This window comes from Microbacterium sp. 22195, assembly GCF_052056515.1.
In the GTDB taxonomy this organism is placed as follows: Bacteria; Actinomycetota; Actinomycetes; order Actinomycetales; family Microbacteriaceae; genus Microbacterium.
The window spans coordinates 132,839-157,566 of record NZ_JBQEPE010000004.1 but is presented as its reverse complement, the minus strand read 5'-3'; the positions used below and the strand labels follow the sequence as shown (position 1 = coordinate 157,566).

The following is a 24,728-nucleotide window of genomic DNA, read 5'->3' as shown; positions in this document are numbered from 1 at the left end:
AGGATGCCCGGCCCTGACGGTGCGTCGCGTCAGGCCGTGAGCCAGATCGCTTCGACGGCGCCGTCGGGGAGCGCGGTGGCGGTGCCGTCGACGCGGATGCCCTCGGCGGACGCCGTGAGCTCCACTCCTACGGCGACGCCGGCGTCCTCGAGCGCCTGCAGCAGCTCGGGGTCGCGGTCGCTCACCCGGAGCACGCGACCGGAGTGGCCGTCGACGGCGTCGGCGAGCAGCACGAAGGGCTCCCGCTCGATCCGGCCCTCGGCGTCCGGGATCGCGTCGCCGTGCGGGTCGAAGCGCGGGCGGCCCAGTCGCTGGTCGATGCCCTCGAGCAGCCGGTCGCTGATGGTGTGCTCGAGCACCTCGGCCTCGTCGTGCACCTCGTGCCAGGCGTAGCCGAACTCGCGCACGAGCCAGGTCTCGATGAGGCGGTGGCGGCGCAGCATCTGCAGGGCGCGCTCGCGCCCGGCATCCGTCAGCCGCACCGCGCCGTACGGCTGGTGCGAGACGAGTCCGGCGGCGGCGAGCTTCTTGACCATCTCGGTCACGCTCGAGGGGGCGATGCCGAGCGCCGTCGCGAGCTGCGAGGGCGTGATCGGGGCATCCTGCCACTCGGTGTGCGCGTAGACCGTCTTCAGGTAGTCGTCGAACGCGGGGGAGGGCATGTCAGCCTCCCAGCGCCGCGAGCACGCCGAAGGCGGCGCTCCCGGCGAAGAACATGATCGCGAAGCCGGCCATGGCGGCCAGCAGAGACAGACGGCCGTCGTAGTCGTTCACGCCCCTCGTGCCGATCGCCCGGGCGCGGAACGCGAGGAACAGGGTCATAGCGCCGAGCACCAGCTGCACCCATGGGCCGCCGGCGGGCAGCAGGCGCGGCCAGGCGATGAGCACCACGCCCAGCGCACCGGCGATCAGCGCGAACCAGGTGCACAGCCGCATCGCGCGACGGGCCTGGGAGTCGTCGCGGTGCTTCTTGGCGGGGGCGGAGGGCATGGGTCCGAGCCTACCCGGGACGTTCGGGCACGCTGACGTCGACCTTTGTACATCGATGTAATGAATCGTCTCAAATCTCTTGATCCCCGACGCCTGGAGCGGTAGTTTCGGGCTCGCGTGGAAAGCGCTATCCAACGCGGCCCAGCCCAGAGGAGTTTCAATGATGAATCCCAGATCCCTTCCCTTCCGCACGTCGCTGGCCGTGGTGGCGGTCGGATGCCTGCTCGCCGGCGGCGTGCAGTCGGCGTCGGCATCCACCCCCACCGCGGCCCCGCAGGCGCGATCCAGCGCACCGCAGCTGGAGACGCTCGACCGCGGCCTCGTGGCCGTCTCGACGAGCGACGGCGTCTTCCTCAGCTGGCGTCTGCTCGCATCGGAGGTCGCCGGCACGACCGACACCGGTCAAGCCGGACCCGACTTCGCCGTCTACCGTGACGGCGAGCGGGTCGCCGTCGTCACCGACAGCACGAACTACGCGGATGCCGACGGAACAGCATCCTCGAAGTACACCGTCGCGCCCGTCGTGAACGGCGTCGAGCTGGCGGCATCCGAAGCCGTCACCGCCTGGGCGCAGGGGCACCACGACCTCCCGCTGCAGAAGCCGGCCGACGGCGTCACGCCCAAGGGCGAGTCGTACACCTACTCCGCCAACGACGTGTCGGTCGGCGACGTCGACGGCGACGGGCAGTACGAGTACGTCGTGAAATGGGACCCGTCCAACTCCAAGGACGTGTCCCAGCGCGGGTACACCGGCAGCGTCTATCTCGACACCTACGAACTCGACGGCACCCTGCTGAACCGGCTCGACCTGGGCGTGAACATCCGCGCCGGAGCGCACTACACGCAGTTCCTCGTCTACGACTTCGACGGCGACGGCAAGGCCGAGACCATGCTGAAGACCGCGCCCGGGACCAAGACGATCCGCTACGCCGCCGACGGCTCGATCGCCTCCGAGCGGTACATCACCATGCCCAAGAGCGACGTGAAGGCGGGGTACTCCAACACCGACGACTACCGTCTCAGCGCCGCCGACTACGAGCAGCACCTCGTCGACATGTTCCTCGGCTGGAGCTCGCGCCCCGAGGTCGTCTCCGGTCAGTGGCCCGCGACGCTCGAGGAGGCGTGGGGGATGCCTGTCACGCACGAGTACCCGCTCAGCCGTTCGGATGCCGAGGAGCTCGCCGACACGTTCATCGACGTCTACGCGCCGAGCCGCAGCGCCAAGAACCTGCTGCGCGAGTTCGAGGGCTTCATCGTGGACGGCCCGGAGTACCTGAGCGTCTTCGACAGCGCGACAGGCAAGGAGCTGCAGACCATCGCGTATCCCACCGAGCGCGGGGACGACGGTCTGCTCTGGGGCGACTACGCGATGGCCCGCATCGAGCCGGCCAACCGCGTCGATCGCTTCCTCTCGGGTGTCGGCTACTTCGACGGACAGCATCCTTCGGCCGTCTTCGCCCGCGGCTACTACACGCGCACCACGATCACCGCGCTCTGCTGGGACGGCAAGCGCCTCACCCAGCGGTGGCAGGTCGACAGCGGTCAGGTGCCCATGACGAACCCCTTCAACGACTCCCCGCACGGGCGGGACGGCACCGACCCGGTCTTTGGCGGCATCACGACCCAGGGCGATCATTCGCTGAGCCTGGCCGATGTCGACTCCGACGGAAGGCAGGAGCTCGTCTACGGCTCCGCGACGATCGACGACGACGGCGGCCTGCTGTACAGCTCGCACGACGTCCTCCCCGAGGGCAGCGCCGATCCCGGAGCGGACGTCCGTCTCGGCCACGGCGACGCCATGCACGTGACCGACATCGATCCGAGTCGTGACGGCCTGGAGATCTGGACGGCGCACGAGGGCGGCGCGTACGCGCCGTACGGCTCGGTGCTGCGCGACGCCGCGACCGGCGAGGCCCTGTTCGGCGCGTACTCCGGCAAGGACACCGGCCGGGCGATGATCGGCGATGTGCGGCCCGATGTGCCGGGCATCGAGGTGTGGTCGAGCATGCCCGGAGGCACGGATGCCAGCGGCCTGCTGAGCGCCAAGGGCGAGATCCTCTCGACGGCGACTCCCGGCACCAACATGTCCATCCGCTGGGCCGGCGACCTGACCACGCAGATCGTCAACGGCAGCGGCACCCAGACGCCGACCATCGACGACTGGACGCGCGGCCGACTGCTGACCGCGGACGGCACGCTGACCAACAACGGCACGAAGGGCAACCCGTCGCTCGTCGCCGATGTGCTCGGTGACTGGCGTGAGGAGCTGCTGGTGCGCACCGCCGACTCCAGCGCGCTGCGCTTCTACACGACCACCGAGCCGACCTCGCACAAGCTGGCGACGCTGATGCAGGACGTGCAGTACCGCGTCGAGACCGCGCGGCAGCAGACGGTGTACAACCAGCCCGCGTACACGTCGTTCTACCTCGCCAGCGACATCGACTGGGCGAAGGCTCCGGTGCCGACTGCGCCGGTCACGCCTGCGGCTCCGGTTTTCAAGGACAGGCCGGGCGCCGCGCATGACGAGGTGCAGCTGCCTCGCGTCACCGGCGTCACGTTCTACGTGAACGGCGTGAAGGCCGACGCGGCGAACGCCAAGGTGCGCGCCACCGGCGAGGTGTCGGTGGTCGCGGTTCCGGATGCCTGGTACCGCATCGCTGACGGCGCCGCATCGCAGTGGACGGCGACCTTCGGCGACCGCTGATCGGCTGACCTCCGCCTGAGGCGTCTCGCTCCCGTCGCACGAGCCTGTGCGACGGGAGCGAGTGCGCGTCGGCCGGCCGCGGGACGGATCAGCCGGTCGCCACCAACCACAGCAGCACCGCGTTCAGGACGATGATCAGCACCGAGAACAGAATGCCGAGCAGCGTCGTCAGGCGGCGGTTGGCGTGCTCGCCGAGCGTGCGCCGCTGGGCGGTGAGCGCGACCAGCGGGATCAGCGCGAACGGGATGCCGAACGAGAGCACGACCTGGCTGAGCACCAGCGCGAGCGTGGGGTCGAAGCCGATGCCGAGGATGACCAGCGCCGGGATCAGCGTGACGAGTCGGCGTGCGAGCAGCGGGATGCGCACGGTGAGCAGTCCGTGCATGATCTCGGCGCCCGCATAGGCGCCCACCGACGTGGAGGCGAGGCCAGACGCGAGCAGCCCGACCGCGAACAGGGTGCCGATGAGCGGGCCGAGGTTCGCGGTGATCGCCGCGTGCGCGCCCTCGAGGGAGTCCGTGCCCTCGACGCCCGCCAGGTTGGCGGCGGCCACCAGGAGGATGGCGAGGTTCACGGAGCCGGCGATGAGCATCGCGATCGTGACGTCCCAGCGGGTGGCGGTGAGAAGGGTCCGGATGCTGTGGCTCCCCCGCGCGCGCATGGCCGAGCCCGCGTCCTGCGTCACCGAGCCGACGACTGCCTGGGTCGCTGAGCCCGTCGAGGCGTCGCCCGCCGCCCCGAATCGGTCCCTGGCCAGGGCGCTGTGCGCGTAGATCGCGTGCGGCATGATCGTCGCACCCAGGATGGATGCCGCCAGCAGCACGGAGCCGCTGTCCGCGAAGCGGGGCAGCATCCCGCCGACGACTCCCGCCGGGTCCGGCGGGGCGACGACCAGGCCCGCGACGAAGCCGACCACGATCAGGGCCATGAGGCCGATGATGACGAACTCGAAGTGCCGGGCGCCGCGGCGCGAGTGCACGGCCAGCAGCACGATCGAGACGGTTCCCGTGATCACTCCGCCCAGCAGCAGGGGGATGCCGAACAGCAGGTTCAGTGCGACGGCGCCGCCGAGCACCTCGGCGATGTCGGTGGCCATCGCCACGAGCTCGGCCTGCAGCCAGTAGGCGCGACGCGCCCACGGGTTGCGGATGCGGGTGCCGAGAACCTCGGGCAGGCTCCTGCCGGTGACGACGCCGAGCTTGGCCGACAGGTACTGGATCAGCCAGGCCATCACGTTGCCCGCCAGCACGACCCAGACCAGGAGGTAGCCGTAGCGCGCGCCGGCGGTCATGTTGCTGGCGACGTTCCCCGGGTCGAGGTACGCGACGCCGGCGACGAGCGCAGGTCCGAGCAGGCTCAGGCCAGTCCACGGCACGCGGATGCCCCGTCGGGGCATCTCCTGGTCGACCCCGGGCTCCTCGATCCGCGCTGATTTAGGCATACCGAAATCATATGCGTTTTTCGGTGCACCTAAAAGTCTGAGGGTCGGGTCGCGTTCGGTGTCGCTTCCACGGCATTCCGGATGCCCGGGTCGCAGTTGGTCCTGCTCTGGCGCGCGCATTCCGGGATGGACTGCGACCTGGGCGACCGGACCAGCCCGGTTCCGCTGGCGAACCGCGACCGGGATGCTGCCCGATAACCTGGCGGAGTGGAAGAACAGGCCCCCGACCCGACTCCCGAGCGCACGACGCACGGCGTCGGCCCGTGGCAGGGGGAGTGGCCCGTCGAGGACTGGTACGACCCCGAGCTGCTGGAGCACGGCGACACCCGTAACGTGATCGACCGGTACCGGTACTGGCGGATGGATGCCATCGTCGCCGACCTGGATCTGCGGCGGCATCCGTTCCACGTCGCCATCGAGAACTGGCAGCACGACATGAACATCGGCTCGATCGTGCGCAGCGCGAATGCGTTCCTCGCCGACACCGTGCACATCATCGGCCGTCGCCGCTGGAACAAGCGAGGCGCGATGGTCACCGACCGCTACCAGCACGTCGTGCACCACCCGGACGTGGAGTCCTTCGCCGCCTGGGCTGCCGGTGAGGGCATCCCGATCATCGCGGTCGACAACGTGGGCGACGCCGTCCCCGTCGACCGGGCCGAGCTTCCGGAGCGCTGCGTGCTGCTGTTCGGCCAGGAGGGCCCCGGGCTCTCCGAGGAGGCGCTCGCCGCGGCATCCGGGCACATCGAGATCACCCAGTACGGGTCCACCCGATCGATCAACGCGAGCGCGGCGGCGGCCGTCGTGATGTACGAGTGGTGCCGCCGGTACGCCCGGCAGTCGTGATCGCGCACCGGCGCTAGCCCGCGACGGCGCAGGGCGGACCTCACCCGCGCGGGTGATCCGCTCACGCAGGGCGCGTGAGAGCATGAGGGCGATGTCGACGTCGTCCGCCGCCGCGGCCCGCCCCTCCGGGTGGGCGTTCTGGCTGCGTCCCGACGTGCTGATCGCGGTCGGTGCGATCGTGCTGCTGCTCCCCGCCAGCATCGCCGCGCTGGTGCAGCTGGACGTGCCGGCCGACGCCACCTCGACCGTGGCGGTCGCCGCGCTGCTCGCGCTGCTGCTGGCCGCGCCGCTGCTCGCCGTGCGGCATCCGTTGGCGGGCTTCGCCGGCGCCACCGCGGTCATGGCGGCGCTCGCCGTGCTGCCGCCGGCCGTCGCCGTCTCGGCGGCGCTCTACCCTTCGGGGGTCGGCTATCTGCTGTGCCTGGGCCAGGTCGCGTCGCGGTCGCCGCGGCCATGGATGCTGGCCGCCTGGGGGAGCGGCATCCTCGGGGCGGGGCTGATCGCGCTCACGACCCTCGAGTTCGTCGCGGGCACACCGGCGGATGCCGGACTGCGGATGGGCGCCTTCGCGGGTCTCGCCGCCGCCGTCACGGCTGCCGCTGCGGTGGGTCTGCTGCTGCGCGCTCGCCGTACGCAGGCCGAGGAGCGCACGCAGGCGCGGGTGCGTCAGGCGATCGACGACGAGCGGATGCGGATCAGCCGCGACCTGCACGATGTGGTCGCGCACTCCATGACGGTGATGATCGCGCAGGCTGATGTCGCCCGCGCGCTGCTGCGCGACGACCCCGTACGTGCGGACGCGGCGCTCGCGACCGTCGCCGACACGGGACGGGAAGCGCTGCGCGGGATGCGATCGGTCGTGCGCACGGATCCGGATGCCGCCAGGGCGCCCGCTCCCACCCTCGACGATCTGCAGGCGCTGGTCGACGCCGTCCGCAGTCCGGTCTGCGAGGTCGCCCTGGAGGAGCGCGGCGCGCGTCTGCCGCTGCCGGCGCCGGCCGTGGTCGCCGTGCATCGCGTGGTGCAGGAGGGCCTCACCAATGCGGTGCGTCATGCCCGGCATCCGGTGCGGATCGACGTGGTGCTGGAGTGGGCGGATGCCGAGCTGCGGGCGACCGTGACCGACGACGGCGGCGCCGGTCCCGCGGACGCGGATCTCGGCACCGGGGCGGGGCTGATCGGACTCGCCGAGCGCCTCGAGTCGGTGGGCGGCACGCTGACCGCCGGTCCGGTGCCGTCCCGCGGGTGGGCGCTGACCGCGCGGATCCCGCTGACCGAACCCGACCGAAGGGCATCCCGATGAGCGTGCGCGTGCTGATCGTCGACGACCAGGAGCTGTTCCGCGACGCGATCGCGCTGACGCTCGGCCGTGACGAGCGCATCGCCTCGGTCGTCGCCGTGGCAGGGGGAGCCGAGGCGATCGAGCATGTGCGCGCGCATGGCGTCGACGTGGTGCTGATGGACATCCGGATGCCCGGGATCGACGGCATCGCGGCGACGCGCGAGGTCCTGCGGATGCGGCCCGGTGCGCGCGTGATCGTGCTGACCACGTTCGACCTCGACGAGTACGTGTACGAGGCGATCCGTGCGGGCGCGAGCGGGTTCCTCACCAAGGACGTCTCGCCGGCCGAGCTCGCGGATGCGGTGATTGCGGTCGCCGCGGGCAACTCGGCCATGTCGGAGAGCGCCACGCGGGCGCTGCTCGGATTCGTGCGCGGAGGCGCCCCCGCCGTGGCATCCGAGGCGCTCGACGTGCTCAGCGCGCGCGAGCAGGACGTGGCGCGCGCCCTCGCGACGGGGGCGTCGAACGAGCAGATCGCGCAGCGGCTGTTCCTCTCCGAGAACACCGTCAAGACGCACGTGAAGGCGGTGCTGGCGAAGCTCGGGCTGCCGGATCGCGTGCACGTCGTGATCTGGGCGTACGAGAACGGCGTGCTGAGGCCCGGTTCCTGACGGCGTGCTCATCTGGCCGGCTGCAGCGCTGCCCGTCGCAACGCTCGTCGTCGTGCACGCCGCGTCGTCTGCTGCGGACGGTCCCGCATGCACTGCGGTGCGGTCTGCCGTGTTCGCCGTCTCCCGGCAGGATCACCCGCAGGGGTGAGCGGATGCCCCGCGCGGGCGATGGCACGGTCTCGCCGGTTCTCGAGCATGGAGTCATGAACACTCGACTCCGCATCCCTGTCCTCGCAGTGGCTGCCGTCGCCGCGGCATCCGTCGCCGTCGTCAGCCTGCTGCGGCTGCTGCTGCCCGGCGCGCTCGGCCCTCTCGACGACCTCGATCCGGGCGTCATCGGCACGCTGGCCGGTGTCGTGGCCGAGCAGGCCGCCGGGCTGACCGGCGGTCTGGCCGTGGTCGCCGTGGTCGTGGTGGCGCTGGCATCCGCCTCGCGCGGCGCTTCGCGAAGCGCCTGGCCGCAGCGGGTCGCCGCGGTGCTGGCGGGCGTGCTGGTCGCGCTCACCGCACCGGGAGGGATCATCCCGCTGGCCGGCTATCTCTTCGCTTTCTCCGTGCTCGGCGGGATCGTCGTGGCCGTCGTGCTGCTGGTGCTGCGCCATCCGGTGATCGGCGTCATCGTCGCCGGGTTCATCGCCGCCGTCGTGGCGGTGGCCGTGCTCGGCTTCGACGCGCCGGCGCTGTTCGCCTCGGTCTCCGGCGGGTTCGTCGCCGCCATCCCTGCCATGCTCGTCTCCGTCGCACACATCGGCGCGGCCGCGGCGATCGTGCTGTGGACGATGCTCGACGCCGGAGCCTCGCGCAACGGGTTCGCCGCCTGGGTGGTCCGTCACCGGGTCGCGATCACGGTCGCGGCGGCGCTGTGCGCGGCGCCGTACGTGATCGCCCGTGCCAGCTGGCTCACGCCGTGGCCGCTGTTCGCACCCAACGCCGAAGTGCTCGACGCCGATCCGTCGATGCGGCTGCTGGGGCTGGTGCTCGGCCTCGGGATGCTGACCGGCGGCGTGCTCACGCTCGGTCTGGTGCGGCCGTGGGGCGAGCGGTTCCCACGCTGGATGGCCGGTCTGGGCGGACGCCGGGTGCCCGTCGGGCTGGCGGTCGTGCCGGCGAGCCTGGTCGCGGTGCTGTTCACGTTCGGCGGGATCGACTTCCTGGTGATGGCCGCGACGGGTCCGAAGGTGGTCGCCGGGGTGCTGGAGATGGCGCTCATGCTCCCGTTCTGGCTCTGGGGTCCGCTGCTCGCGCTCGCCACGTGGGGCTACGCGATGCATCGCCGGGTCGAGCGTCCGCAGCCGGGGCGCCCCGTCCAGGCGGTGGCGGCCGGCTGAACCACCTGCGGCGGCCGGCTGAACCACTGCGGCGGCTGCCGAGGCATCAGCGCGTCGACGTCTGAAAGGGACGATCGACGCGCTGGTGCATGCCTGGGGGACGATGCGCTTCGCGTTGCGGAGGGGTTCACCGGGGTCGGAGGGGAACACCTCGTTCCATTGAGACGCAGTTCCGCGTAAACTGACGCTCAGTCTCAAACGGATTGGAGTCCGCCATGGCATCCGACTACACCCCGCCGGTCGACGATTACCGCTTCCTGTTCGGCGAGGCGTTCGGCCTCGACCTGGTCGCGCGCGGCACGGGTGGCGCGTTCAGCGCCGAGGACGCCACCGAGATCATCGCGGGTGCGGGCGAGTTCGCGGCATCCATCCTGGCTCCGCTCGAGACCGTCGGCGATCGCGTGGGCGCGCGCCTCGAAGACGGCCAGGTGCACCTGCCGGCCGGTTTCGCCGAGGCGTATCAGGCGTTCGTCGAGGCGGGATGGGTCAGCGCCGAGGCGCCCGAGTCCGCCGGCGGTGACGGGCTGCCCGGCTCGATCCGTGCGGGGCTCGGCGAGATCTGGAACGGCTCCAACGCGGCGTTCGCGCTGTGCTGGCTGCTGACGGCGGGCCAGATCCACGCGCTGGATGCCGCGGCATCCGACGAGCTGCGCGAGACGTACCTGACCAAGCTCGTGGCCGGCACCTGGACCGGCACGATGAACCTCACGGAGCCCGACGCCGGAACCGATCTGGGCGCGATCCGCACGATGGCGACGCCGCGCGCCGACGGCTCGTGGGGCGTCAGCGGCCAGAAGATCTTCATCACCTGGGGCGACCACGACGTGGCCGAGAACATCGTGCACCTGGTGCTCGCGCGCACGCCCGACGCCCCCGCCGGGGCCAGGGGGCTGTCGCTGTTCGTGGTGCCCAAGTTCCTGCCCGATGCCGCCGGTGACCCGGGCGAGCGCAATGCGGTCACGACGGTGGCCGTCGAGCACAAGCTCGGCATCCACGGCAGCCCGACCTGCGTGCTGGCCTACGAGGACGCCACGGGGTATCTCGTCGGCGAGGTCGGCGGCGGGCTCGCCGGCATGTTCGTGATGATGAACTCCGCGCGCGCGGGGATGGGGTTCCAGGCGACCGGGATCTCGGACCGCGCCTATCAGCAGGCTGTCGCGTACGCGGATTCGCGTCTGCAGGGGGCGGTGCTCGACCGCCCCGCGGGTACGCCGATCGCCGGGCATCCGGATGTGCGCCGCCTGCTGCTGTCGATGCAGAGCCGTCTGTTCGCGATGCGCGCGCTGGGCGTGTACCTGGGTGACCTGTTCGACCGCGCGGACGCTGACGGGACGGGCGCGCTCGCCGAGTTCTTCGTGCCGATCCTGAAGGGGTGGGCGACGGAGGATGCCGTGGCGCTGACCAGCGACGCGATCCAGGTGCACGGCGGCATGGGCTTCATCGAGGAGACCGGCGTCGCGCAGCACTACCGCGACGCGCGCATCATGCCGATCTACGAGGGTACGACGGCGATCCAGTCCAACGACCTGATCGGCCGCAAGGTGATCCGCGACGGCGGCGCGACGGCCGAGCAGCTGTTCGAATCGATCGCGTCGACGGTCGCCGATCTGCGCGGCCTCGACAACCCGGTCGCGGCGCGCACGGCCGACCGTCTGGAGCGCGCCGTCGCCTCGGCGCGTGCGGCGACGGCATCCGTGGTCGGCTTCGGCCAGACCCGCGACGCGTACGGTGTGAGCGTGCCCTACCTGATGCTGCTCGGCACGCTCTCCGGTGGCTGGATGCACGGGCTCGCCGTCGTCGCCGTGCTCGCGCACGCTTCCGTCGATGAGGCGGATGCCGCCCGCCTGGTCTCCGCGGACTTCTACGGCGCCCATTACCTGCCGCGCGTGCACATGCTGGCGGAGACGGTGGCGGCGGGCGAGGTCGCCTGACTCGGGTCTCGGCTCTCGGCTCTCGGCTCTCGGCTCTCGGCTCTCGGGTCGCGGCTCTCGGGTCGCGGCTCTCGGGTCGCGGGGTCGCGGGTCGCGTCGGCGAGCCACCATCCTTTCGTCGAGCCACCATGTGATTTGGAGTGAATCGCATGGTGGCTCGGCGCTCGTTTGGCGGCGCAGCGTTCGCTTGGTGCCGCGGTGATCGCTTGGTGCCGTCACAGTGACCGGCCCCTGGGCGGATCCAGGTCGAATCAACGGCAGCGGCCGGTGACCTCGGGCTGGTCCGCGACATTGACGCGCAGATCAGTACACTCACGTCCAGGCTGCTCAGCTGGGTCCTGGTGGCCGGCTCACTTCCATCTCACGCGTTGATCGCGCAGGTAGCCGAGCAGGGATCGGCATCCCGGTGCATGCCCGGCATCCGGGTCCTGCTCAGGCGACGGCTTTGGTCCACTGGTCGGTGCGGACACGCCAGCCGAGTGTGCCGAGGCGGGCGAGCAGGTAGACGCCGAAGAACGCGACGGCCAGCCAGAGCAGGCCGACGGCGCCGTCGATGCCGGTGGCGGAGATGATCCACAGTGCGGGCAGGAACGGGATGAGGTTCAGCCCGCCCGCGATGGCGAGGTAGCGGGCATCGTTCGCGCCCATCAGCACGCCGTCCAGCACGAAGACGATGCCGGCGACGGGCTGGGCGACGGCGAGCACGATCAGCGCCGGCTGCACGAGGGCGGCGATCGCGGCATCCCCGGTGAAGACGATCCCCAGCACTCCGGAGAGTGCCGCGATGAGCGCGCCGACGAGGACGCCGAACCACGCGCCCCAGGCGGTGGTGCGGCGCAGCACGCGATGCACCTGGGTGAGGTCGCCGGAGCCGAGGCTCTTGCCGATCAGGGCCTGTGCGGCGATCGCGAGCGCGTCGAGTGCGAAGGCCGCCGTGGAGAAGATCGTGAACGCGATCTGCCAGCCGGCGAGCTCCTGCGTGCCGATGCCGGTCGCGATGGCGACGGTGGCGAGCAGAGCGATGCGCAGGCTGACGGTGCGCAGGAACAGCCAGCCGCCGGAGCGGGCGGTGCCTCGGATGCCTTCGCTCTGCGCCTTCATCGAGGCGCCGTGCCGGATGGCGAGGCGGCGGATGACGAGCACGTAGGCGGCGACCATCCCCCATTGCGCGGTGACGGTGCCGAACGCGGAGCCGGCGATTCCCCAGCCGAAGCCGTAGATGAAGATCCAGTTCAGCAGGGCGTTGGCGCCGAAGCCGAGGCCGGCGATCCAGAGCGGGGTGACGGTGTCCTGCATGCCGCGGAGCAGGCCGGTGGCGGCGTAGACGATGAGCATGGCGGGCAGGCCCCACATGGAGATCGTCAGGTAGGTGCGGGCTTCGACGGCGACGGCGTCAGCAGCGCCGAACAGGCTGACCAGCCAGGGGGTGGTGAGGGCGCCGACGATCGCGAGGACGGCGCCGAGGCCGAGGGCGAGCCACATGCCGTCGATGCCGACGGAGACGGCGTCGCCGGGGCGGCCGGCGCCGAATCGGCGGGCTACGGCAGGGGTGGTCGAGTAGGCGAGGAAGATCATCAGGCCGACGATGGTCTGCAGGACGGCGCTGGCGATTCCGAGGCCCGCGAGCGGGGTGGTGCCGAGGTGGCCGACCATCGCCGCGTCGAGGATGAGGAACAGCGGCTCGGCGACGAGTGCTCCCAGCGCCGGTACCGCGAGGAGCAGGATCTCGCGGTTCAGCGACGGGGGAGCGGATGCGGGGGATGCCACCTCACGAGCCTAGGGCGTACGGACGGAGGGGCGTCTCCAGCCGGAGCTCCGCTGCCGGTCCGGTCGCCGGTCCGGTCGCGGGTCGCCGGTCCCGGGGATCGCCGTTCGCTGGTGCCGCTTGCCGGTCGCCGGTCCCGGGATCGCTGGGCGCGTGGTCAGGCGGTGATGTCTGTGGGCGCGCCGGTACTGCTGTTGTGCGCCGCTCACCCCGCATGCATCCGTGCGATCGGCGCTGCCGATCCGCGGTGCGCTTCGTCGCAGCCCGGCGCGAGCATGGGTCTGTCGCCGTCGGCCTGTGCACCGTCGTCGGAGGGTCAGGTGCTCAAGCCAGCGATATGCCCAGCTGGCCACACGCTCAGGCCGCGATGTCGTAGCGGGCGCGCCCGCCGAGCTGCGGAGTGCGGGTGGGGTCGATGTGGGCGGGTGGAATGAACCAGACCTTCCCGTGCACGTTGACTCCGGTCCCTCGCCTTCGCCGCGTGCCGGCGGTGTCGCCCGTGCCCGCGTGGTCTCCGGGTGGGTTGTCGATTCTGATGTCCCACCCGTTGTCGTGGATGCGGTGGTGGCAGGACTCGCAGAGCAGGACCCCGTTGGACAGGTCGGTCGGCCCCGCATCCCGCTTCCACCACTTCAGGTGGTGGGCCTTGGTCATGTGAGGCGGGAGCCCGCACCGTGCGCACCCGCCGTCGCGTTCGACGAGGGCGAGCTTCTGCGCTCTCGTGAACAGGCGGTTCTCGCGCCCGAGGTCGAGGATCTCTCCGGCGCCGTCCAGCACGCAGGGGATGACGCCGCCGGAGGCTGCCATCCGCCGGATCGCAGTCACCGACAGGGGCTGGTCGGTCCCGTCGATGGTGCCATATCCGGCGCCGCTCTCGAGGTCGTCGAGGTTGACGCGCACGATCACGGTCGCGCCTGCCACGGGAACAGATGTGTCGCAGCCGAGCACATGCCCGCAGAACAGGGCGAGCGCGTCGGCGCGCATCATCGCGACCGTCCGCCGGTCCTCGTCCACACCGTCGGCATCCGCATTCGCGAAGCCGCCAGAGCGAGGCGTACCTGCCGCGCCGTGGGCATCAGTCCCGGCGTCCTGAGCATCCGCACGGCGCGCGGCGACCGCCGCGGCCTCGGCGTCTTTGCGGGCCTGGAACTGGGCGGTGACGTATCCGTCGATCGCGGTGCGGATCGGTGCGCCGGACTCCACGTCGGTGACAAGGCTGAGGTGCAGCATCCCGTCGCGCTCGAAGAACGTCAGCGACCGGGACGCCCGGCGCTCCTCTTCGCGTGCTTCGAGTCTGTCCTGCTCCAGCAGGATCTCGGCGCGCTTGACGAGCCGGCGCACGTCATCCAGTGACAGCCCGACCGCGCGTTCCACGAGCCGCGCCTCCACGTCCGCGACGACGTCTCGGTCGCGTCCGATGCGCGCGCGGTCCAGGAACTCCACGATCACCGCAGCCCCGGCCGCCCCCACAGCACCGGCGGACAGCGCCGTCTCGACAGCGGGGTACTTCGCCGGCATCCGCTCGCCGACCAGATCCACCCGGGGCGCCACTGCCTCCCCGACTTTCACCAACCGCGCGGCGTCCCCTGTCGAGACGCCGGTCGTCGCGGCGATCAGAGCCGCGGGCGTCCGGAACCCGGCCTGCTTCGCCAGCGACTCCGCGCCCAGCTCCGCACGCGACTCATGCGCGATGCCGGCCGCGACCCGTGCCTGCAAGGCGTCCAAGGCCCGTCGAGCCGACCCGATCGCCGCGTTCAAGGCCATCAGATCGGCTCGAGCCAACCGGTCATCATCGTCAGCATCCGCCCATACCGCGTCGAGGACCGACACGGCCTCGTGCAGGTTGACCAGGGGAGCTGACATACCTCAACGATACGGACAGTGGCCAACGGTGTCAAGCATTTCTTCGAGAAAAGATTCAAAATCATGACGTGAATTCCGAATATAAATACGAAGAAGAACGGTCGCTCGTCAGCGCGCTTCGAACGCTATCCGCGCCTCCCGACACGGCGGTCGCATACCCTGGAAGCACCGGAGGTGATCCGATGTCCGACGCGATGAGCAATGCCGCCCGCTATCGAGCGCAACGGGACGCGGGGGAGCAGCCAGAGCCCGAGCCGCCCGCCGAGGCGCCGATGGTGCTGAACGCGCAGAACAAGTCGGAGTTCGTCGAGACGGCGATCCAGCTCGCGATCCGGCAGGGCGTGTTCGATGATCTGCCTGGTGCCGGCAAGCCGATCGAGGGCCTCGGCACGCATCACGATCCGGACTGGTGGATCCGCAGGAAGATCGAGACCGAGAACCTCTCGGGTCTCGGCCCGCCGGCGCTGATGCTGCGGGTCGAGGACCGCGGACTCGACGACGAACTCGACCGGCTCGGACGTGAGGAGGACGTCCGCAGCGTGCTCGAGGACTTCAATCGCCGTGTCATCGAGGCGCGCCGCCAGCTGCTCGGTGGTCCGCCGGTCGTCACCAAGACCCGCGACGTCGATGCCGAGGTGGCGGCATGGCGGGAGCGTCGCACCGTCGCGCGGGCGGTCGCGGATGCTGCGGAGCAGATGGATGCGGAGCCGCGACGTCGTCGCGGATGGTGGCGGCGCTCCGAGTGACGGGCGACCGGCTCAGCCCATGACGACGAGCTGAGCGGGACGTCCTCCTCTCGTCCCTCGGCGCGGTCGCAGGATCACCCAGGCCACGTCTTCGGCTCCCCGCGATGACGCGGATGGGTGCGCTCCCACAGTGTCGGATGGATGCTGGACTCGATCCAGCTCGCGCACGTGACCCGACCGTGACTTTTGGGTCTTGCGGAGCGGATGCTGTGGGTCCAATATGTGCTCAAGGAGCCGCTCAATACTGGGATGGCGGCGGCTCCGAACTCTGGGGACCGGGACTGACGGTATTCGACAGGCGCTGCTGGGGCGCGCCGGCGCACAGAGGGTTTTCCCCTACCCGCCGTCCCGGAGGGAACTCTGTCATGGGCACTATCCACCGCCTCATCGAGGCAAAGAAGGCTGAGCGGCAGGAGCAGGGCAAGGATGCCGGCTTCTCGCTCATCGAGCTGATCGTCGTCGTCGTGATTCTGGGCATCCTGGTCGCGATTGCGATTCCTGTGTTTAACGGAATTCAGCAGCAGGCGAAGCAGTCGGCACTCGACACCATCACCGCGAATGCTGCAACGCAGGCAGCTACCGGTTACGCGAAAACGCCGGTCGTTGCCCCAAGCTTTACGAACTTCACCTCGGAGGCAAACGCGCCCGCTGGGCTTGCATTGACCGTGACGGCGACCGCTGGCAAGGAACTCGACACGTTTTGCGTCACCGGCAAGGCCACCGGGCTGACTGACGCTACATCGGGCCCTGGATGCACTGCGCCCGCAGCGCCCTAAACGAGGACCCCAATTCTGACTGAAGCGGAGGTTCTTCTTGGGCCTCCGCTTCGGCAACCTCTTCGAGGACTTCTCATGTCTCCGCATTCCCGAGCGGATGACGGCTTCGGCCTGGTCGAGGTCATCATCGCAATGGTGCTCCTGGCCATCATCGCCATGGCGCTGCTGCCTGCGCTGTGGAACGGTATCCGCTACTCGGCCGAGCAGTCGAGCGTCGCCACGGCCACCCGGCAGGTGAACGCGGTCGTCGAGCAGATCCGGGGATATGAGAAGCCCACCTGCACGGACATCCAGCACGAGCTCGATCTCGCCGCGGTGGCGAAGCCGGACGGGCGCAACGGATCGATCACGGTGCGGCTGAAGGACGGGCAGGCGCTCAGCTGCACCCCGGGAAACCTCATCGACCTTCCGCTCGAGGCGATGCTCGACGGCAAGAGCATCGCGAGCGTGCACGGCAAGGTGTTCGTGCCATGAACCTCCAGGATGACGACGGGCTCTCGCTCATCGAGCTGATCATCGTGGTGCTCCTCATCGGCGTGCTGGGGGTCGTGATCGGCATGATCTTCATCAACTCCGTCAAAGCGCAGGACACCGTGACCACCACCACCGAGGCGACCAACAGCGGTCAGCTGTACGGGCAGAGCATCGAGCGCGCGATGCGCAACGCTCAGGCGTTCGACGTGACGGACGGCGGCCGGATGCTTCGCGTGCAGACCAGCCTCGCCGGGGCCAAGCAGTGCCAGGCGTTCTGGATCACGGCGCCGTCGGGCTCTTCGGACGATGCGCTGTACATGACTTCGAGCGCATCGGCGCTGCCGGGAGCGCTCACCTCCTCCTGGCCGAAGCCCTGGCATGAAGTGGGAGGCGTCGCAACAGGCGGCAGCGGCGTGTACTTCGCCAGTGGCGGGGATCGCGTCTCGTTCTCCTTCAACATCAAGACGGATGCTGCGCCGGTGACCATCACGGGGTCGGCAGCGCGTCGGTTCCCCTCGACGGGAGGCGCGAACACATGCTGGTGATCAAACGCAGGTTGCAGGCGTGGGCGCGGCGCACCGCGGGGAGCGAGGAGCGCGGCGCGATCCTCGTGGCGGTCGTCGTCGTGATGCTCGTCGGCTTCATCATCGCGGCGACGGTCGCTGCGGCGGTGATGTTCACGATCAGCGCGAACGCCGACAACCGCAGCAGCACCCAGGCCTTCATCGCGGCCGAGTCGGGGCGGGATGCCGTCGTGTCCCAGATCGCGGACGGCTGCGCTTCCGACAGCAGGATGACGGCTTCGTCCGCATCGCCCGAGTACGTCGCGAACGCATACCCAGTGGCCTCTGACGGCCAGATCAGCACGACGGGTCTGACTCCGACCTGCCCGACCGCCGACACCGCGTACGTCCTCATCGAATCGACTGGGACGGGCCCGAACGGCGACAGGACGACGATCCAGGCGGTGTATCGCTGGTCGGCGTCGTTCAGCAGTGTGCCCGGCGGTGTCGTCACCTACTTCTCCGGCAACGTCTCCCAGGGTGTTTCTCATTACACGGGCGACATGGTGCTGCGGAACGGCAACTGGTCGTGCACGGTCGACGGCACGCTCGACGGCGACCTGTACGTGCTCTCGGGCACGGTCTCGATGAGCAACAACTGCACGATCAAGGGCGACATCTGGGCTGCCAAGTCGGTATCGAGCAACTCCAGCAGCTGGAAGGTATCGGCGAATCCCCGGACCGGCGCGCACGGCGACATCACGACGAACAGCTTCGTGAACTTCAGCTCCAACGGGAATCCGTCGATCGACGGCCGGATCTCGGCGAAGGAGCGGATCGACCTCGTCGCAGGTGGTGGTGGTCATGCCACTGTCGGAGGCACCGTGACATCGTCCGTCGCCGCAAACGTCGACACGACGGCGTGGACCACGGGAACCAGAAGCGGCAGCGGGCCCGCACCGACCTTCATCCCGCCGCTGGACTGGCTGCTCCAGGCGACGAAATGGCTCGACCTGAACAACACGTCGGGCTGGGGGACCATCACGCCGGGTGACTGCTCCAAACTCCAGAACTCGGGCACGGCATCGCCGTACGTGACGGGACTTGTCGGTGCAGGAACCACGCCCCTCGTCCTCGACTTCACCGGCTGCACGAAAGCGCTCGACATCAAGCTGACCTCCAGTGCGAAGCTCACCCGTGACGTGACGATCATCGTGCCGCCCGGGCAGCGGATGCTGGTCGATCTCGCCGGAACCACGAGCGACGGCGCGCATCAGCTTTTCCTCGTGCACTCCGACGCCAGCCTGACCGACGTCGATGCCGACGGCTTCCCGAAGCCGACCTGCGGCAACGGCAATCAGAACGACAGCTTCGGCACATCCGCAGTCGTCAGCAGCAACCTCAAGGTGATGGTCTACTCGCCGTGCGGTCTGACAGGCACCGTGACGGCCAGCTTCTCCGGCCAGCTCTACTCGAACGACACCACCAACTTCCACGCCGGTTCCTCCTACACCTGCGCCACCATGTCGTGGCCGGGTGCGCTCGAGAAGCTCGGCTGCACGATCAAGGGCGATGACGGTGTCGGAGGAGACACGACCCTGGTGCAGAAGCTGGGCGCGCGGGTCGTGCAGCGTGAGGTGCCCAACCCATGACCCCCGCCATCCTCTTCATCACGGTCTTCGCGATCCTGTTCGGGCTCGCGATCGGATCGTTCCTGAACGTGGTCGCGTATCGCGTTCCGGCGGGGATCCCGCTCGTGCGGGAGAGCCGGTGCCCGCGGTGCGACACGGGCATCCGCTGGTATCAGAACGTTCCGGTCGTCTCGTGGTTCGCACTGCGGGGCAGGTGCGCGAGCTGCGGGCGGAGCATCTCGCCGCGCTATCCGATCGTCGAAGCCCTGACAGCCGTCTTCTTCGCGCTGGTGGCGGTGGGCGTGACCCTCGGCCGGCCGTTCGATCTTCGACCGGTCGACGGACCGCTGTGGTTCGGATCGGGGGAGTTCTGGGGCACCCTGATCATGCTCGAGGTCTTCGCCGCGCTCAGCGTGGCGCTCACGCTCATCGACCTCGACGTCAAGCGACTTCCCGATGCGATCGTGCTGCCAGGATGGGCGGCCATCGTCGTGCTGCTGCTCATCACCACACTGCTCGCGGGGTTCGAACCGGTGAGCGGCGACGCTTCGACAGGCTCAGCGACCGCCGGCATCGACTGGTGGCCGTTCCTCCGCGCGCTCATCGGCGGCGCGGCACTCTTCCTCTTCTACCTCATCGTCCGCCTGATCAGCCCCCGCGGCATGGGCGGCGGCGACGTGAAGCTGGCCGGCCTGGTCGGCACGGTGCTGGGATGGTTCGGCTGGGGAGCCCTCGCGTTCGGCGCCTTCGCGGCCTTCCTGCTCGGCGGGATCTTCGGCGGCATCCTGCTGCTGACCCGACGTGCGAAGCGAAGATCGGCCATCCCCTTCGGCCCGTGGATCATCGCGGGCGCGTGGGTGGGGATCGTCGTGGGCGAGCCGGTGGGCCGCTGGTATCTGGGACTCATGAGCTGAGGGGCTCGAGAAGGGGAGAAGGGGAATGAGCAGCACGAGTGTCGGTGTGGAGATCACCGAGGAGAGCGTGCGGGCCGTCGAGGTGAGCACCGGCAGATCGCCGCGTGTGCTCGCGTACGGCGAGGTGGCGCTGCCACCGGATGCCGCCAAGGACTCCGAGATCGTCGACGAGGGCGCCGTGGCCGTCGCGCTGCGCCAGCTCTGGACGGGTGCGCGCATCAAGAGCCGCTCCGTCACCCTGGGCATCGCGAGTCGCCGCGTGCTCGTGCGCGAGTACAGCACCGCGGTGATGCCGCCCGACGTGCTGCGGCGGGCGCTGCCGTTCCAGGTCCAGGACCTGCTTCCGGTCCCCGTCAATCAGGCGGTGCTCGACTACTACCCGACGACGCAGCAGGGCGATCAGCTGCACGGTCTGCTGGTCGCCGCCGTCGCCGAGACCGTCGAGCAGCTCATCGCCGCGTTCACCCGCACCAAGATCCGCGTGCAGAGCGTCGACCTCACCGCCTTCGGACTCGCCCGCGCCGCCCGCGTCACCGCCCCCGAGGGCACCGTCGCGGTCGTCCACGTCGGCGACCACACCACGCAGGTGGTGATCATGCGCGACGGCATCCCCGAGTTCGTCCGCATCCTCCCCGCCGACCTCGAGACGGCTGCGGTCCGCCGCCGCTCGGCCCTCCTGTCGATCACCGACGACGGCCGCCCGATCTCGACCGTGACCGACATCGCCAACACGGTCGACCCGGCACGGCTGCACAACCTGGAGGATGCCGTCGGCGCCGCCGGCATCGTGCCGCGCGGCGCGCTGCGCGCCGACGTCGGCGGGCGGCCGGTCGCCGACCTCATCGCCCGCCTGCGCAGCACGCTCTCCTTCTATCTGAACCGCCCCGGCGCCACCGCGATCCAGCAGGTGCTGCTGACCGGCGGGGGCGCCGCCGTCGAAGGCATCCACACCGGCCTCGCGGAGCGCGCCGACGCCCCCGTGCGGGTCATCTCCCTCACCGACGTCGCGGCGGTCAAGGATGCCGCACCGGTCGGCGACCTCGCCATGAACCTGGTGGGCACCGCCGGCCTGGCCTTCGGAAAGGACAGCTGATGTCCCGCACCGCACCCGCCTCGACACTCGGCATCCCCCGAGTCAATCTGCTGCCGCCCTCCGAGGTCGCCCGACGTGAGCGCGAGACCCTCGCCGGCCGCTGGATCTGGGTCGGCATCGCCGCCGTGGTCCTCTCGGCGGCGCTCGTCGCCGGCGCATGGCTGTGGAACCAGCTCGCGCAGCAGCAGCTCGTCGCCGAGCAGAACCGCACCACGACCCTCGTGCAGCAGATCGGCGCGCTCTCCGATGTCAGCGGCGCGCTCGCCGCGGACCGCGACCTGCGCGCCTACCTCGCCGAGGCGATGGGCTCCGACATCGTCTGGCAGGACGTGCGCTCCTCCGTCGAGTCCGCCCTTCCCGGCGGCGTCACGCTGATCGGGTTCGAGCTCACCCCCGGCGCCCCCGCGGCGACCAAGCTCAGCGACGACGCTGCGAAGGCGGCCGTGGGGCTGACCGGCACGGTCACGCTCGACAGCCCCAACACCCTCGACATCGCGGCGATCGCCGAGCGGCTGCGCACGGTCGGCGCCGTCATGCTCAGCGACGCGAACGCGATGGTCGAGAGCACCACGCAGGACGGCCACTACACCTACACGATCGACGTCTCGTTCGACCAGCGCATCTACACCGGACGTTTCGCCGCAGAGGGGAAGAAGTGATGACCAAGCAGCTGATCACCCTCATCGGGGCGCTCATCTCGGCGGCCGTGATCGTCGCCGCCGTGCTCGTGGGCGTCGTCCCGCTCATCGGCGGCGTGGTCTCCGCCGACAGCCAGCGCGAGCAGGTCGCCGCGACCAACGCCGGGTTCGAGTCGCAGATCGCCTCCCTCACCGCGCAGAAGGCGCACCTGGCCGACATCCAGGGCGCCGTCGCGCAGCTGCGCGGGCAGATCCCCGAGCAGCAGCTCCTCAACCAGGTGTTCGAGCGCATCTCCCGCGCCGCGACCGATGCCGGGGTGACCGTGACGGATGCCAGCCGCGGCGACCTCGAGACCTTCACCACCCGCACCGGATCGAAGGATGCCGCGGCAGCGGCACCCGCTCCGGCGCCGACCCCGACCCCGACGACCGGGACGCCGATCGACGCGGCCAAGGACACGGCCGGGCAGGCGAACGCGAACGCCGCGGCGACGGATGCTGCGAGCGGGGCGACCCCGGCGAAGGGCGCCCCCGCTCCTACGGCGTCCACCCGGCAGCAGGTGCAGCTCAGCATCCGCGTCTCGGCCCCGGACATCGCCAGCACGTTCGCCTTCCTCGACGGGCTGCGCGCGGGCCCCCGCGCCATCGCGATCGACACGGCGACCACCACCGAGTCGGGCGGCGCGTTCGAGATGCAGATCACCGCGATCGCCTTCCTGCAGAGCAGCGGAGGCGAGTGAGATGACCACCCTCACCGAGCTGCTCCGCATCGGCGCCCGCTCCGGCGCATCCGATGTGCACATCACCGCCGACGCCGTCCCGCTGATGCGCGTCGACGGCGACCTGGTCGGCATCCCCGGGCATCCGGACGCCGTCGGCGAGGACTGGGTGCGCGACGCCGCCTTCGGACTGATGAACACCGGCCAGCGCGCCGACTTCGAACGGCACCACGAGGTCGACCTCGCCCACGCGGCGGAGGGCATCGGCCGATTCCGCGTGAACGTGTTCCGTCAGCTCGGCGCCATCGCCATGGCCCTGCGCTTCATCCCCGACCGGGTCTTCACGCTCGAAGAGCTCGGGGCGCCCGCCATCGCCCGCGACCTGGCCCTGCGCCCGCGCGGTCTGGTGCTGCTCACCGGCCCCACCGGGTCGGGCAAGTCGACCACGCTCACCGCCATGGTCGACATCATCAACAGCATCCGCCCGGTGCACATCGTCACCATCGAGGATCCGATCGAGTTCCACCACACCAGCCGCCGCGCGCTCATCCACCAGCGCGAGGTGGGCAGTGACACGAACTCGTTCGCCGAGGCGCTGCGCCGCGTGCTGCGGCAGGACCCCGACGTGATCCTGGTCGGCGAGCTGCGCGACCCGGAGTCGATCATGACGGCCCTCTCCGCCGCGGAGACCGGGCACCTTGTGCTCTCCACCCTGCACACGCAGGGCGCCGCGAAGTCGGTCAACCGCATCGTCGACGTGTTCCCGGCCGACCAGCAGCACCAGATCCGCACCCAGCTGGGCGACACGCTGCAGGGCATCATCAGCCAGACGCTGCTGCCGCGCGCGCAGTCGAACGGCCGCACCATCGCCACCGAGGTGCTCATCAACAACCCGGCCGTCGCGAACCTCATCCGCGAGGGCCAGGTCGCCCAGCTGTACACGGCCATGCAGGCCGGCGCCACCGACGGCATGCACACCCTCGACCAGGATCTGCGGCGCCTGGTGGGGGAGGGCGCGATCTCGGCCGCCGTGGCCCGCACCTTCGCCACCGACCCGGCATCCCTGGACGGCGTGTTCGTGCGGCCGACCGATCTGGATGCCGAATCCTGGTCGCACTACGCGGTCGAGCAGCAGCTCGAGGAGTGGGGTTCCTGATGGCCACCATGCAGGAATGGCAGTACCAGGCGATCGATCCCGCCACCACGCAGACGGTCAAGGGCACGATGGATGCCACCAGCGACAGCGCCGTCACCGCCAAGCTCAGGGCGCAGGGCCTCATGCCCGTGCAGGTCGCGCTGGTGGAGAAGACCGGCCTGCGCCGGGAGATCACCCTGCCCAGCTTGAACCGCGGCATCTCCGCGAAGACGCTCGCGATCTTCGCGCGGCAGATGTCGGCCCTGATCAACGCCGGTCTGCCGCTGATGCGCACCCTGAACGTGCTCGCCGATCAGACCTCGGACAAGCGCCTCAAGGCGGTGCTGACCACGGTGTCGGCCGATGTCGAGAGCGGTTCCTCGCTGTCGGCGTCCCTGCAGCGGCATCCGCTGATCTTCCCCCCGCTGATGGTCTCGATCGTCCGCGTCGGCGAGTCCGGCGGATTCCTGGGCGCCGCCCTCGACTCGATCGCCGAGAACTACCAGAAGCAGGCCGAGCTGCACGGCAGGATCCGCTCGGCGACCACTTACCCCGCCGTCGTGCTCGTGATCGCCATGATCGGCGTGCTGGTGATGGTGACCTTCATCGTGCCGGTGTTCGAGAAGATGTTCGCGGGGCTCGGCGGGCAGCTGCCGCTGCCCACGCAGATCCTGGTGACGATCTCGCACAACATGATCTGGATCCTCCCGGTGCTGGCCGTGGTGATCGTGATCGCCTGGATCTGGTGGGTGCGCAACCGCTACACCGACGGCTACCGGCGCGTGGTCGACCCGGTCAAGCTGCGGCTGCCGATCTTCGGCCCGCTGATCACCAAGATGGCCGTCGCCCGGTTCAGCCGGAACCTGTCGATGATGCTGGACGCCGGCGTTCCGATCATCCAGGCGCTGTCGATCGTCGGCCAGGCGTCGAACAACTGGAAGATCGAGCAGACCGTGCGCGACATCCAGGAGTCGATCCGCGGCGGTCGCTCGTTCGCCGTGCCGCTGGCGAAGGCCGGGGTCTTCCCGCCGATGGTGTCGCAGATGGTCGCGGTCGGTGAGGAGTCCGGCACCCTCGCACAGATGCTGGGTAGCATCGCCGACTTCTACGAGGACGAGGTGGAGACCGCCACCGAGCAGCTGTCCTCGCTGATCGAGCCTGTGCTGATCGTCGGCCTGGGCGTGATCATCGGCGGCATGGTGATCTCGCTCTACCTGCCGATCTTCACGCTGTACGGCGACATCGCGAAGCAGGGGTGATCCTTCGTCCCGCTGCGCT

General features: G+C 70.0%; 22 protein-coding genes. 17 read left to right on the top strand and 5 right to left on the bottom strand.

Features of this window, described 5'->3' with window-relative positions; all coding sequences use genetic code 11:
* Positions 1-29: 29 nt before the first annotated feature.
* Both ACTJJ4_RS13345 and ACTJJ4_RS13340 read right to left on the bottom strand, forming a co-directional pair.
* Entirely contained in the window at positions 30-662 is a 633-nt protein-coding gene (locus tag ACTJJ4_RS13345; RefSeq protein ID WP_440943782.1) for a metal-dependent transcriptional regulator, read from the bottom strand.
* A gap of 1 nt (position 663) precedes the next feature.
* Positions 664-990, bottom strand: a complete 327-nt coding sequence (locus ACTJJ4_RS13340) for a hypothetical protein (protein ID WP_292696963.1) — start codon at positions 988-990, stop codon at positions 664-666.
* A gap of 163 nt (positions 991-1,153) precedes the next feature.
* Between ACTJJ4_RS13340 and ACTJJ4_RS13335 the strand changes: the two genes are divergently transcribed.
* Entirely contained in the window at positions 1,154-3,694 is a 2,541-nt protein-coding gene (locus ACTJJ4_RS13335; RefSeq protein WP_440943926.1) for a rhamnogalacturonan lyase, read from the top strand.
* Positions 3,695-3,782: 88 nt separating this feature from the next.
* Here the strand turns inward: ACTJJ4_RS13335 and ACTJJ4_RS13330 are convergent, their stop codons facing one another.
* The gene (locus tag ACTJJ4_RS13330) at positions 3,783-5,090 is read right to left on the bottom strand and encodes an Nramp family divalent metal transporter (protein ID WP_440943925.1); all 1,308 of its coding nucleotides are present in this window, start codon (positions 5,088-5,090) and stop codon (positions 3,783-3,785) included.
* 252 nt (positions 5,091-5,342) lie between these two features.
* Here ACTJJ4_RS13330 and ACTJJ4_RS13325 point away from each other — a divergent pair, with 252 nt between their 5' ends.
* From ACTJJ4_RS13325 to ACTJJ4_RS13305, 5 genes are all read left to right on the top strand, one after another.
* Positions 5,343-5,981, top strand: coding sequence for a TrmH family RNA methyltransferase (locus ACTJJ4_RS13325; RefSeq protein WP_440943781.1), 639 nt, complete (start codon positions 5,343-5,345; stop codon positions 5,979-5,981).
* A 91-nt stretch (positions 5,982-6,072) separates the two neighbouring features.
* On the top strand, positions 6,073-7,284 hold the full coding sequence (locus ACTJJ4_RS13320; RefSeq protein ID WP_440943780.1) for a sensor histidine kinase: 1,212 nt from the start codon (positions 6,073-6,075) through the stop codon (positions 7,282-7,284).
* Positions 7,281-7,934, top strand: coding sequence for a response regulator (locus tag ACTJJ4_RS13315; protein ID WP_440943779.1), 654 nt, complete (start codon positions 7,281-7,283; stop codon positions 7,932-7,934). Before ACTJJ4_RS13320 ends, ACTJJ4_RS13315 begins: the two co-directional genes overlap by 4 nt.
* 203 nt (positions 7,935-8,137) lie before the next feature.
* The gene (locus ACTJJ4_RS13310) at positions 8,138-9,262 is read left to right on the top strand and encodes a hypothetical protein (protein WP_440943778.1); all 1,125 of its coding nucleotides are present in this window, start codon (positions 8,138-8,140) and stop codon (positions 9,260-9,262) included.
* 215 nt (positions 9,263-9,477) lie between these two features.
* Complete coding sequence (locus tag ACTJJ4_RS13305) at positions 9,478-11,193, top strand: acyl-CoA dehydrogenase (protein ID WP_440943777.1); 1,716 nt, start codon at positions 9,478-9,480, stop codon at positions 11,191-11,193.
* 432 nt (positions 11,194-11,625) lie between these two features.
* On the opposite strand, the gene ACTJJ4_RS13300 is transcribed toward ACTJJ4_RS13305, so the two are convergent.
* Both ACTJJ4_RS13300 and ACTJJ4_RS13295 read right to left on the bottom strand, forming a co-directional pair.
* Entirely contained in the window at positions 11,626-12,960 is a 1,335-nt protein-coding gene (locus ACTJJ4_RS13300) for an MATE family efflux transporter (protein WP_440943776.1), read from the bottom strand.
* A gap of 355 nt (positions 12,961-13,315) precedes the next feature.
* Entirely contained in the window at positions 13,316-14,821 is a 1,506-nt protein-coding gene (locus ACTJJ4_RS13295) for a DUF222 domain-containing protein (RefSeq protein ID WP_440943775.1), read from the bottom strand.
* A 182-nt stretch (positions 14,822-15,003) separates the two neighbouring features.
* Between ACTJJ4_RS13295 and ACTJJ4_RS13290 the strand changes: the two genes are divergently transcribed.
* From ACTJJ4_RS13290 to ACTJJ4_RS13240, 11 genes are all read left to right on the top strand, one after another.
* Positions 15,004-15,567 (top strand): DUF1992 domain-containing protein, encoded by a 564-nt coding sequence (locus ACTJJ4_RS13290; RefSeq protein WP_440943774.1) that lies wholly within the window; start codon positions 15,004-15,006, stop codon positions 15,565-15,567.
* 365 nt (positions 15,568-15,932) lie between these two features.
* Complete coding sequence (locus ACTJJ4_RS13285) at positions 15,933-16,343, top strand: prepilin-type N-terminal cleavage/methylation domain-containing protein (RefSeq protein WP_440943773.1); 411 nt, start codon at positions 15,933-15,935, stop codon at positions 16,341-16,343.
* A 75-nt stretch (positions 16,344-16,418) separates the two neighbouring features.
* Entirely contained in the window at positions 16,419-16,817 is a 399-nt protein-coding gene (locus tag ACTJJ4_RS13280; protein ID WP_285638111.1) for a type IV pilus modification PilV family protein, read from the top strand.
* Positions 16,814-17,362, top strand: coding sequence for a type II secretion system protein (locus ACTJJ4_RS13275; RefSeq protein WP_440943772.1), 549 nt, complete (start codon positions 16,814-16,816; stop codon positions 17,360-17,362). Before ACTJJ4_RS13280 ends, ACTJJ4_RS13275 begins: the two co-directional genes overlap by 4 nt.
* A complete protein-coding gene (locus ACTJJ4_RS13270; protein WP_440943771.1) occupies positions 17,353-18,972 on the top strand; it encodes a hypothetical protein in 1,620 nt (539 codons plus the stop codon). Before ACTJJ4_RS13275 ends, ACTJJ4_RS13270 begins: the two co-directional genes overlap by 10 nt.
* The gene (locus tag ACTJJ4_RS13265; RefSeq protein ID WP_440943770.1) at positions 18,969-19,865 is read left to right on the top strand and encodes a prepilin peptidase; all 897 of its coding nucleotides are present in this window, start codon (positions 18,969-18,971) and stop codon (positions 19,863-19,865) included. The genes ACTJJ4_RS13270 and ACTJJ4_RS13265 overlap by 4 nt, the downstream gene beginning before the upstream one ends.
* A 25-nt stretch (positions 19,866-19,890) precedes the next feature.
* Positions 19,891-20,958, top strand: a complete 1,068-nt coding sequence (gene pilM, locus ACTJJ4_RS13260; protein ID WP_440943769.1) for a type IV pilus biogenesis protein PilM — start codon at positions 19,891-19,893, stop codon at positions 20,956-20,958.
* On the top strand, positions 20,958-21,617 hold the full coding sequence (locus tag ACTJJ4_RS13255) for a PilN domain-containing protein (protein ID WP_440943768.1): 660 nt from the start codon (positions 20,958-20,960) through the stop codon (positions 21,615-21,617). Before pilM ends, ACTJJ4_RS13255 begins: the two co-directional genes overlap by 1 nt.
* On the top strand, positions 21,617-22,336 hold the full coding sequence (locus ACTJJ4_RS13250; protein WP_440943767.1) for a hypothetical protein: 720 nt from the start codon (positions 21,617-21,619) through the stop codon (positions 22,334-22,336). The genes ACTJJ4_RS13255 and ACTJJ4_RS13250 overlap by 1 nt, the downstream gene beginning before the upstream one ends.
* Before the next feature lies 1 nt (position 22,337).
* Positions 22,338-23,471, top strand: a complete 1,134-nt coding sequence (locus ACTJJ4_RS13245; RefSeq protein WP_440943766.1) for a type IV pilus twitching motility protein PilT — start codon at positions 22,338-22,340, stop codon at positions 23,469-23,471.
* The gene (locus ACTJJ4_RS13240) at positions 23,471-24,709 is read left to right on the top strand and encodes a type II secretion system F family protein (RefSeq protein WP_440943765.1); all 1,239 of its coding nucleotides are present in this window, start codon (positions 23,471-23,473) and stop codon (positions 24,707-24,709) included. Before ACTJJ4_RS13245 ends, ACTJJ4_RS13240 begins: the two co-directional genes overlap by 1 nt.
* Positions 24,710-24,728 lie beyond the last annotated feature (19 nt).

Bases quoted from the DNA above. Each gene is read 5' to 3' on its own strand.
- ACTJJ4_RS13345 (WP_440943782.1), bottom strand. From the start codon at position 662: ATGCCCTCCCCCGCGTTCGACGACTACCTGAAGACGGTCTACGCGCAC.
- ACTJJ4_RS13340 (WP_292696963.1), bottom strand. From the start codon at position 990: ATGCCCTCCGCCCCCGCCAAGAAGCACCGCGACGACTCCCAGGCCCGT.
- ACTJJ4_RS13335 (WP_440943926.1), top strand. From the start codon at position 1,154: ATGAATCCCAGATCCCTTCCCTTCCGCACGTCGCTGGCCGTGGTGGCG.
- ACTJJ4_RS13330 (WP_440943925.1), bottom strand. From the start codon at position 5,090: ATGCCCCGACGGGGCATCCGCGTGCCGTGGACTGGCCTGAGCCTGCTC.
- ACTJJ4_RS13320 (WP_440943780.1), top strand. From the start codon at position 6,073: ATGTCGACGTCGTCCGCCGCCGCGGCCCGCCCCTCCGGGTGGGCGTTC.
- ACTJJ4_RS13315 (WP_440943779.1), top strand. From the start codon at position 7,281: ATGAGCGTGCGCGTGCTGATCGTCGACGACCAGGAGCTGTTCCGCGAC.
- ACTJJ4_RS13310 (WP_440943778.1), top strand. From the start codon at position 8,138: ATGAACACTCGACTCCGCATCCCTGTCCTCGCAGTGGCTGCCGTCGCC.
- ACTJJ4_RS13305 (WP_440943777.1), top strand. From the start codon at position 9,478: ATGGCATCCGACTACACCCCGCCGGTCGACGATTACCGCTTCCTGTTC.
- ACTJJ4_RS13295 (WP_440943775.1), bottom strand. From the start codon at position 14,821: ATGTCAGCTCCCCTGGTCAACCTGCACGAGGCCGTGTCGGTCCTCGAC.
- ACTJJ4_RS13290 (WP_440943774.1), top strand. From the start codon at position 15,004: ATGTCCGACGCGATGAGCAATGCCGCCCGCTATCGAGCGCAACGGGAC.
- ACTJJ4_RS13285 (WP_440943773.1), top strand. From the start codon at position 15,933: ATGGGCACTATCCACCGCCTCATCGAGGCAAAGAAGGCTGAGCGGCAG.
- ACTJJ4_RS13280 (WP_285638111.1), top strand. From the start codon at position 16,419: ATGTCTCCGCATTCCCGAGCGGATGACGGCTTCGGCCTGGTCGAGGTC.
- ACTJJ4_RS13275 (WP_440943772.1), top strand. From the start codon at position 16,814: ATGAACCTCCAGGATGACGACGGGCTCTCGCTCATCGAGCTGATCATC.
- ACTJJ4_RS13270 (WP_440943771.1), top strand. From the start codon at position 17,353: ATGCTGGTGATCAAACGCAGGTTGCAGGCGTGGGCGCGGCGCACCGCG.
- ACTJJ4_RS13265 (WP_440943770.1), top strand. From the start codon at position 18,969: ATGACCCCCGCCATCCTCTTCATCACGGTCTTCGCGATCCTGTTCGGG.
- pilM (WP_440943769.1), top strand. From the start codon at position 19,891: ATGAGCAGCACGAGTGTCGGTGTGGAGATCACCGAGGAGAGCGTGCGG.
- ACTJJ4_RS13255 (WP_440943768.1), top strand. From the start codon at position 20,958: ATGTCCCGCACCGCACCCGCCTCGACACTCGGCATCCCCCGAGTCAAT.
- ACTJJ4_RS13250 (WP_440943767.1), top strand. From the start codon at position 21,617: ATGACCAAGCAGCTGATCACCCTCATCGGGGCGCTCATCTCGGCGGCC.
- ACTJJ4_RS13245 (WP_440943766.1), top strand. From the start codon at position 22,338: ATGACCACCCTCACCGAGCTGCTCCGCATCGGCGCCCGCTCCGGCGCA.
- ACTJJ4_RS13240 (WP_440943765.1), top strand. From the start codon at position 23,471: ATGGCCACCATGCAGGAATGGCAGTACCAGGCGATCGATCCCGCCACC.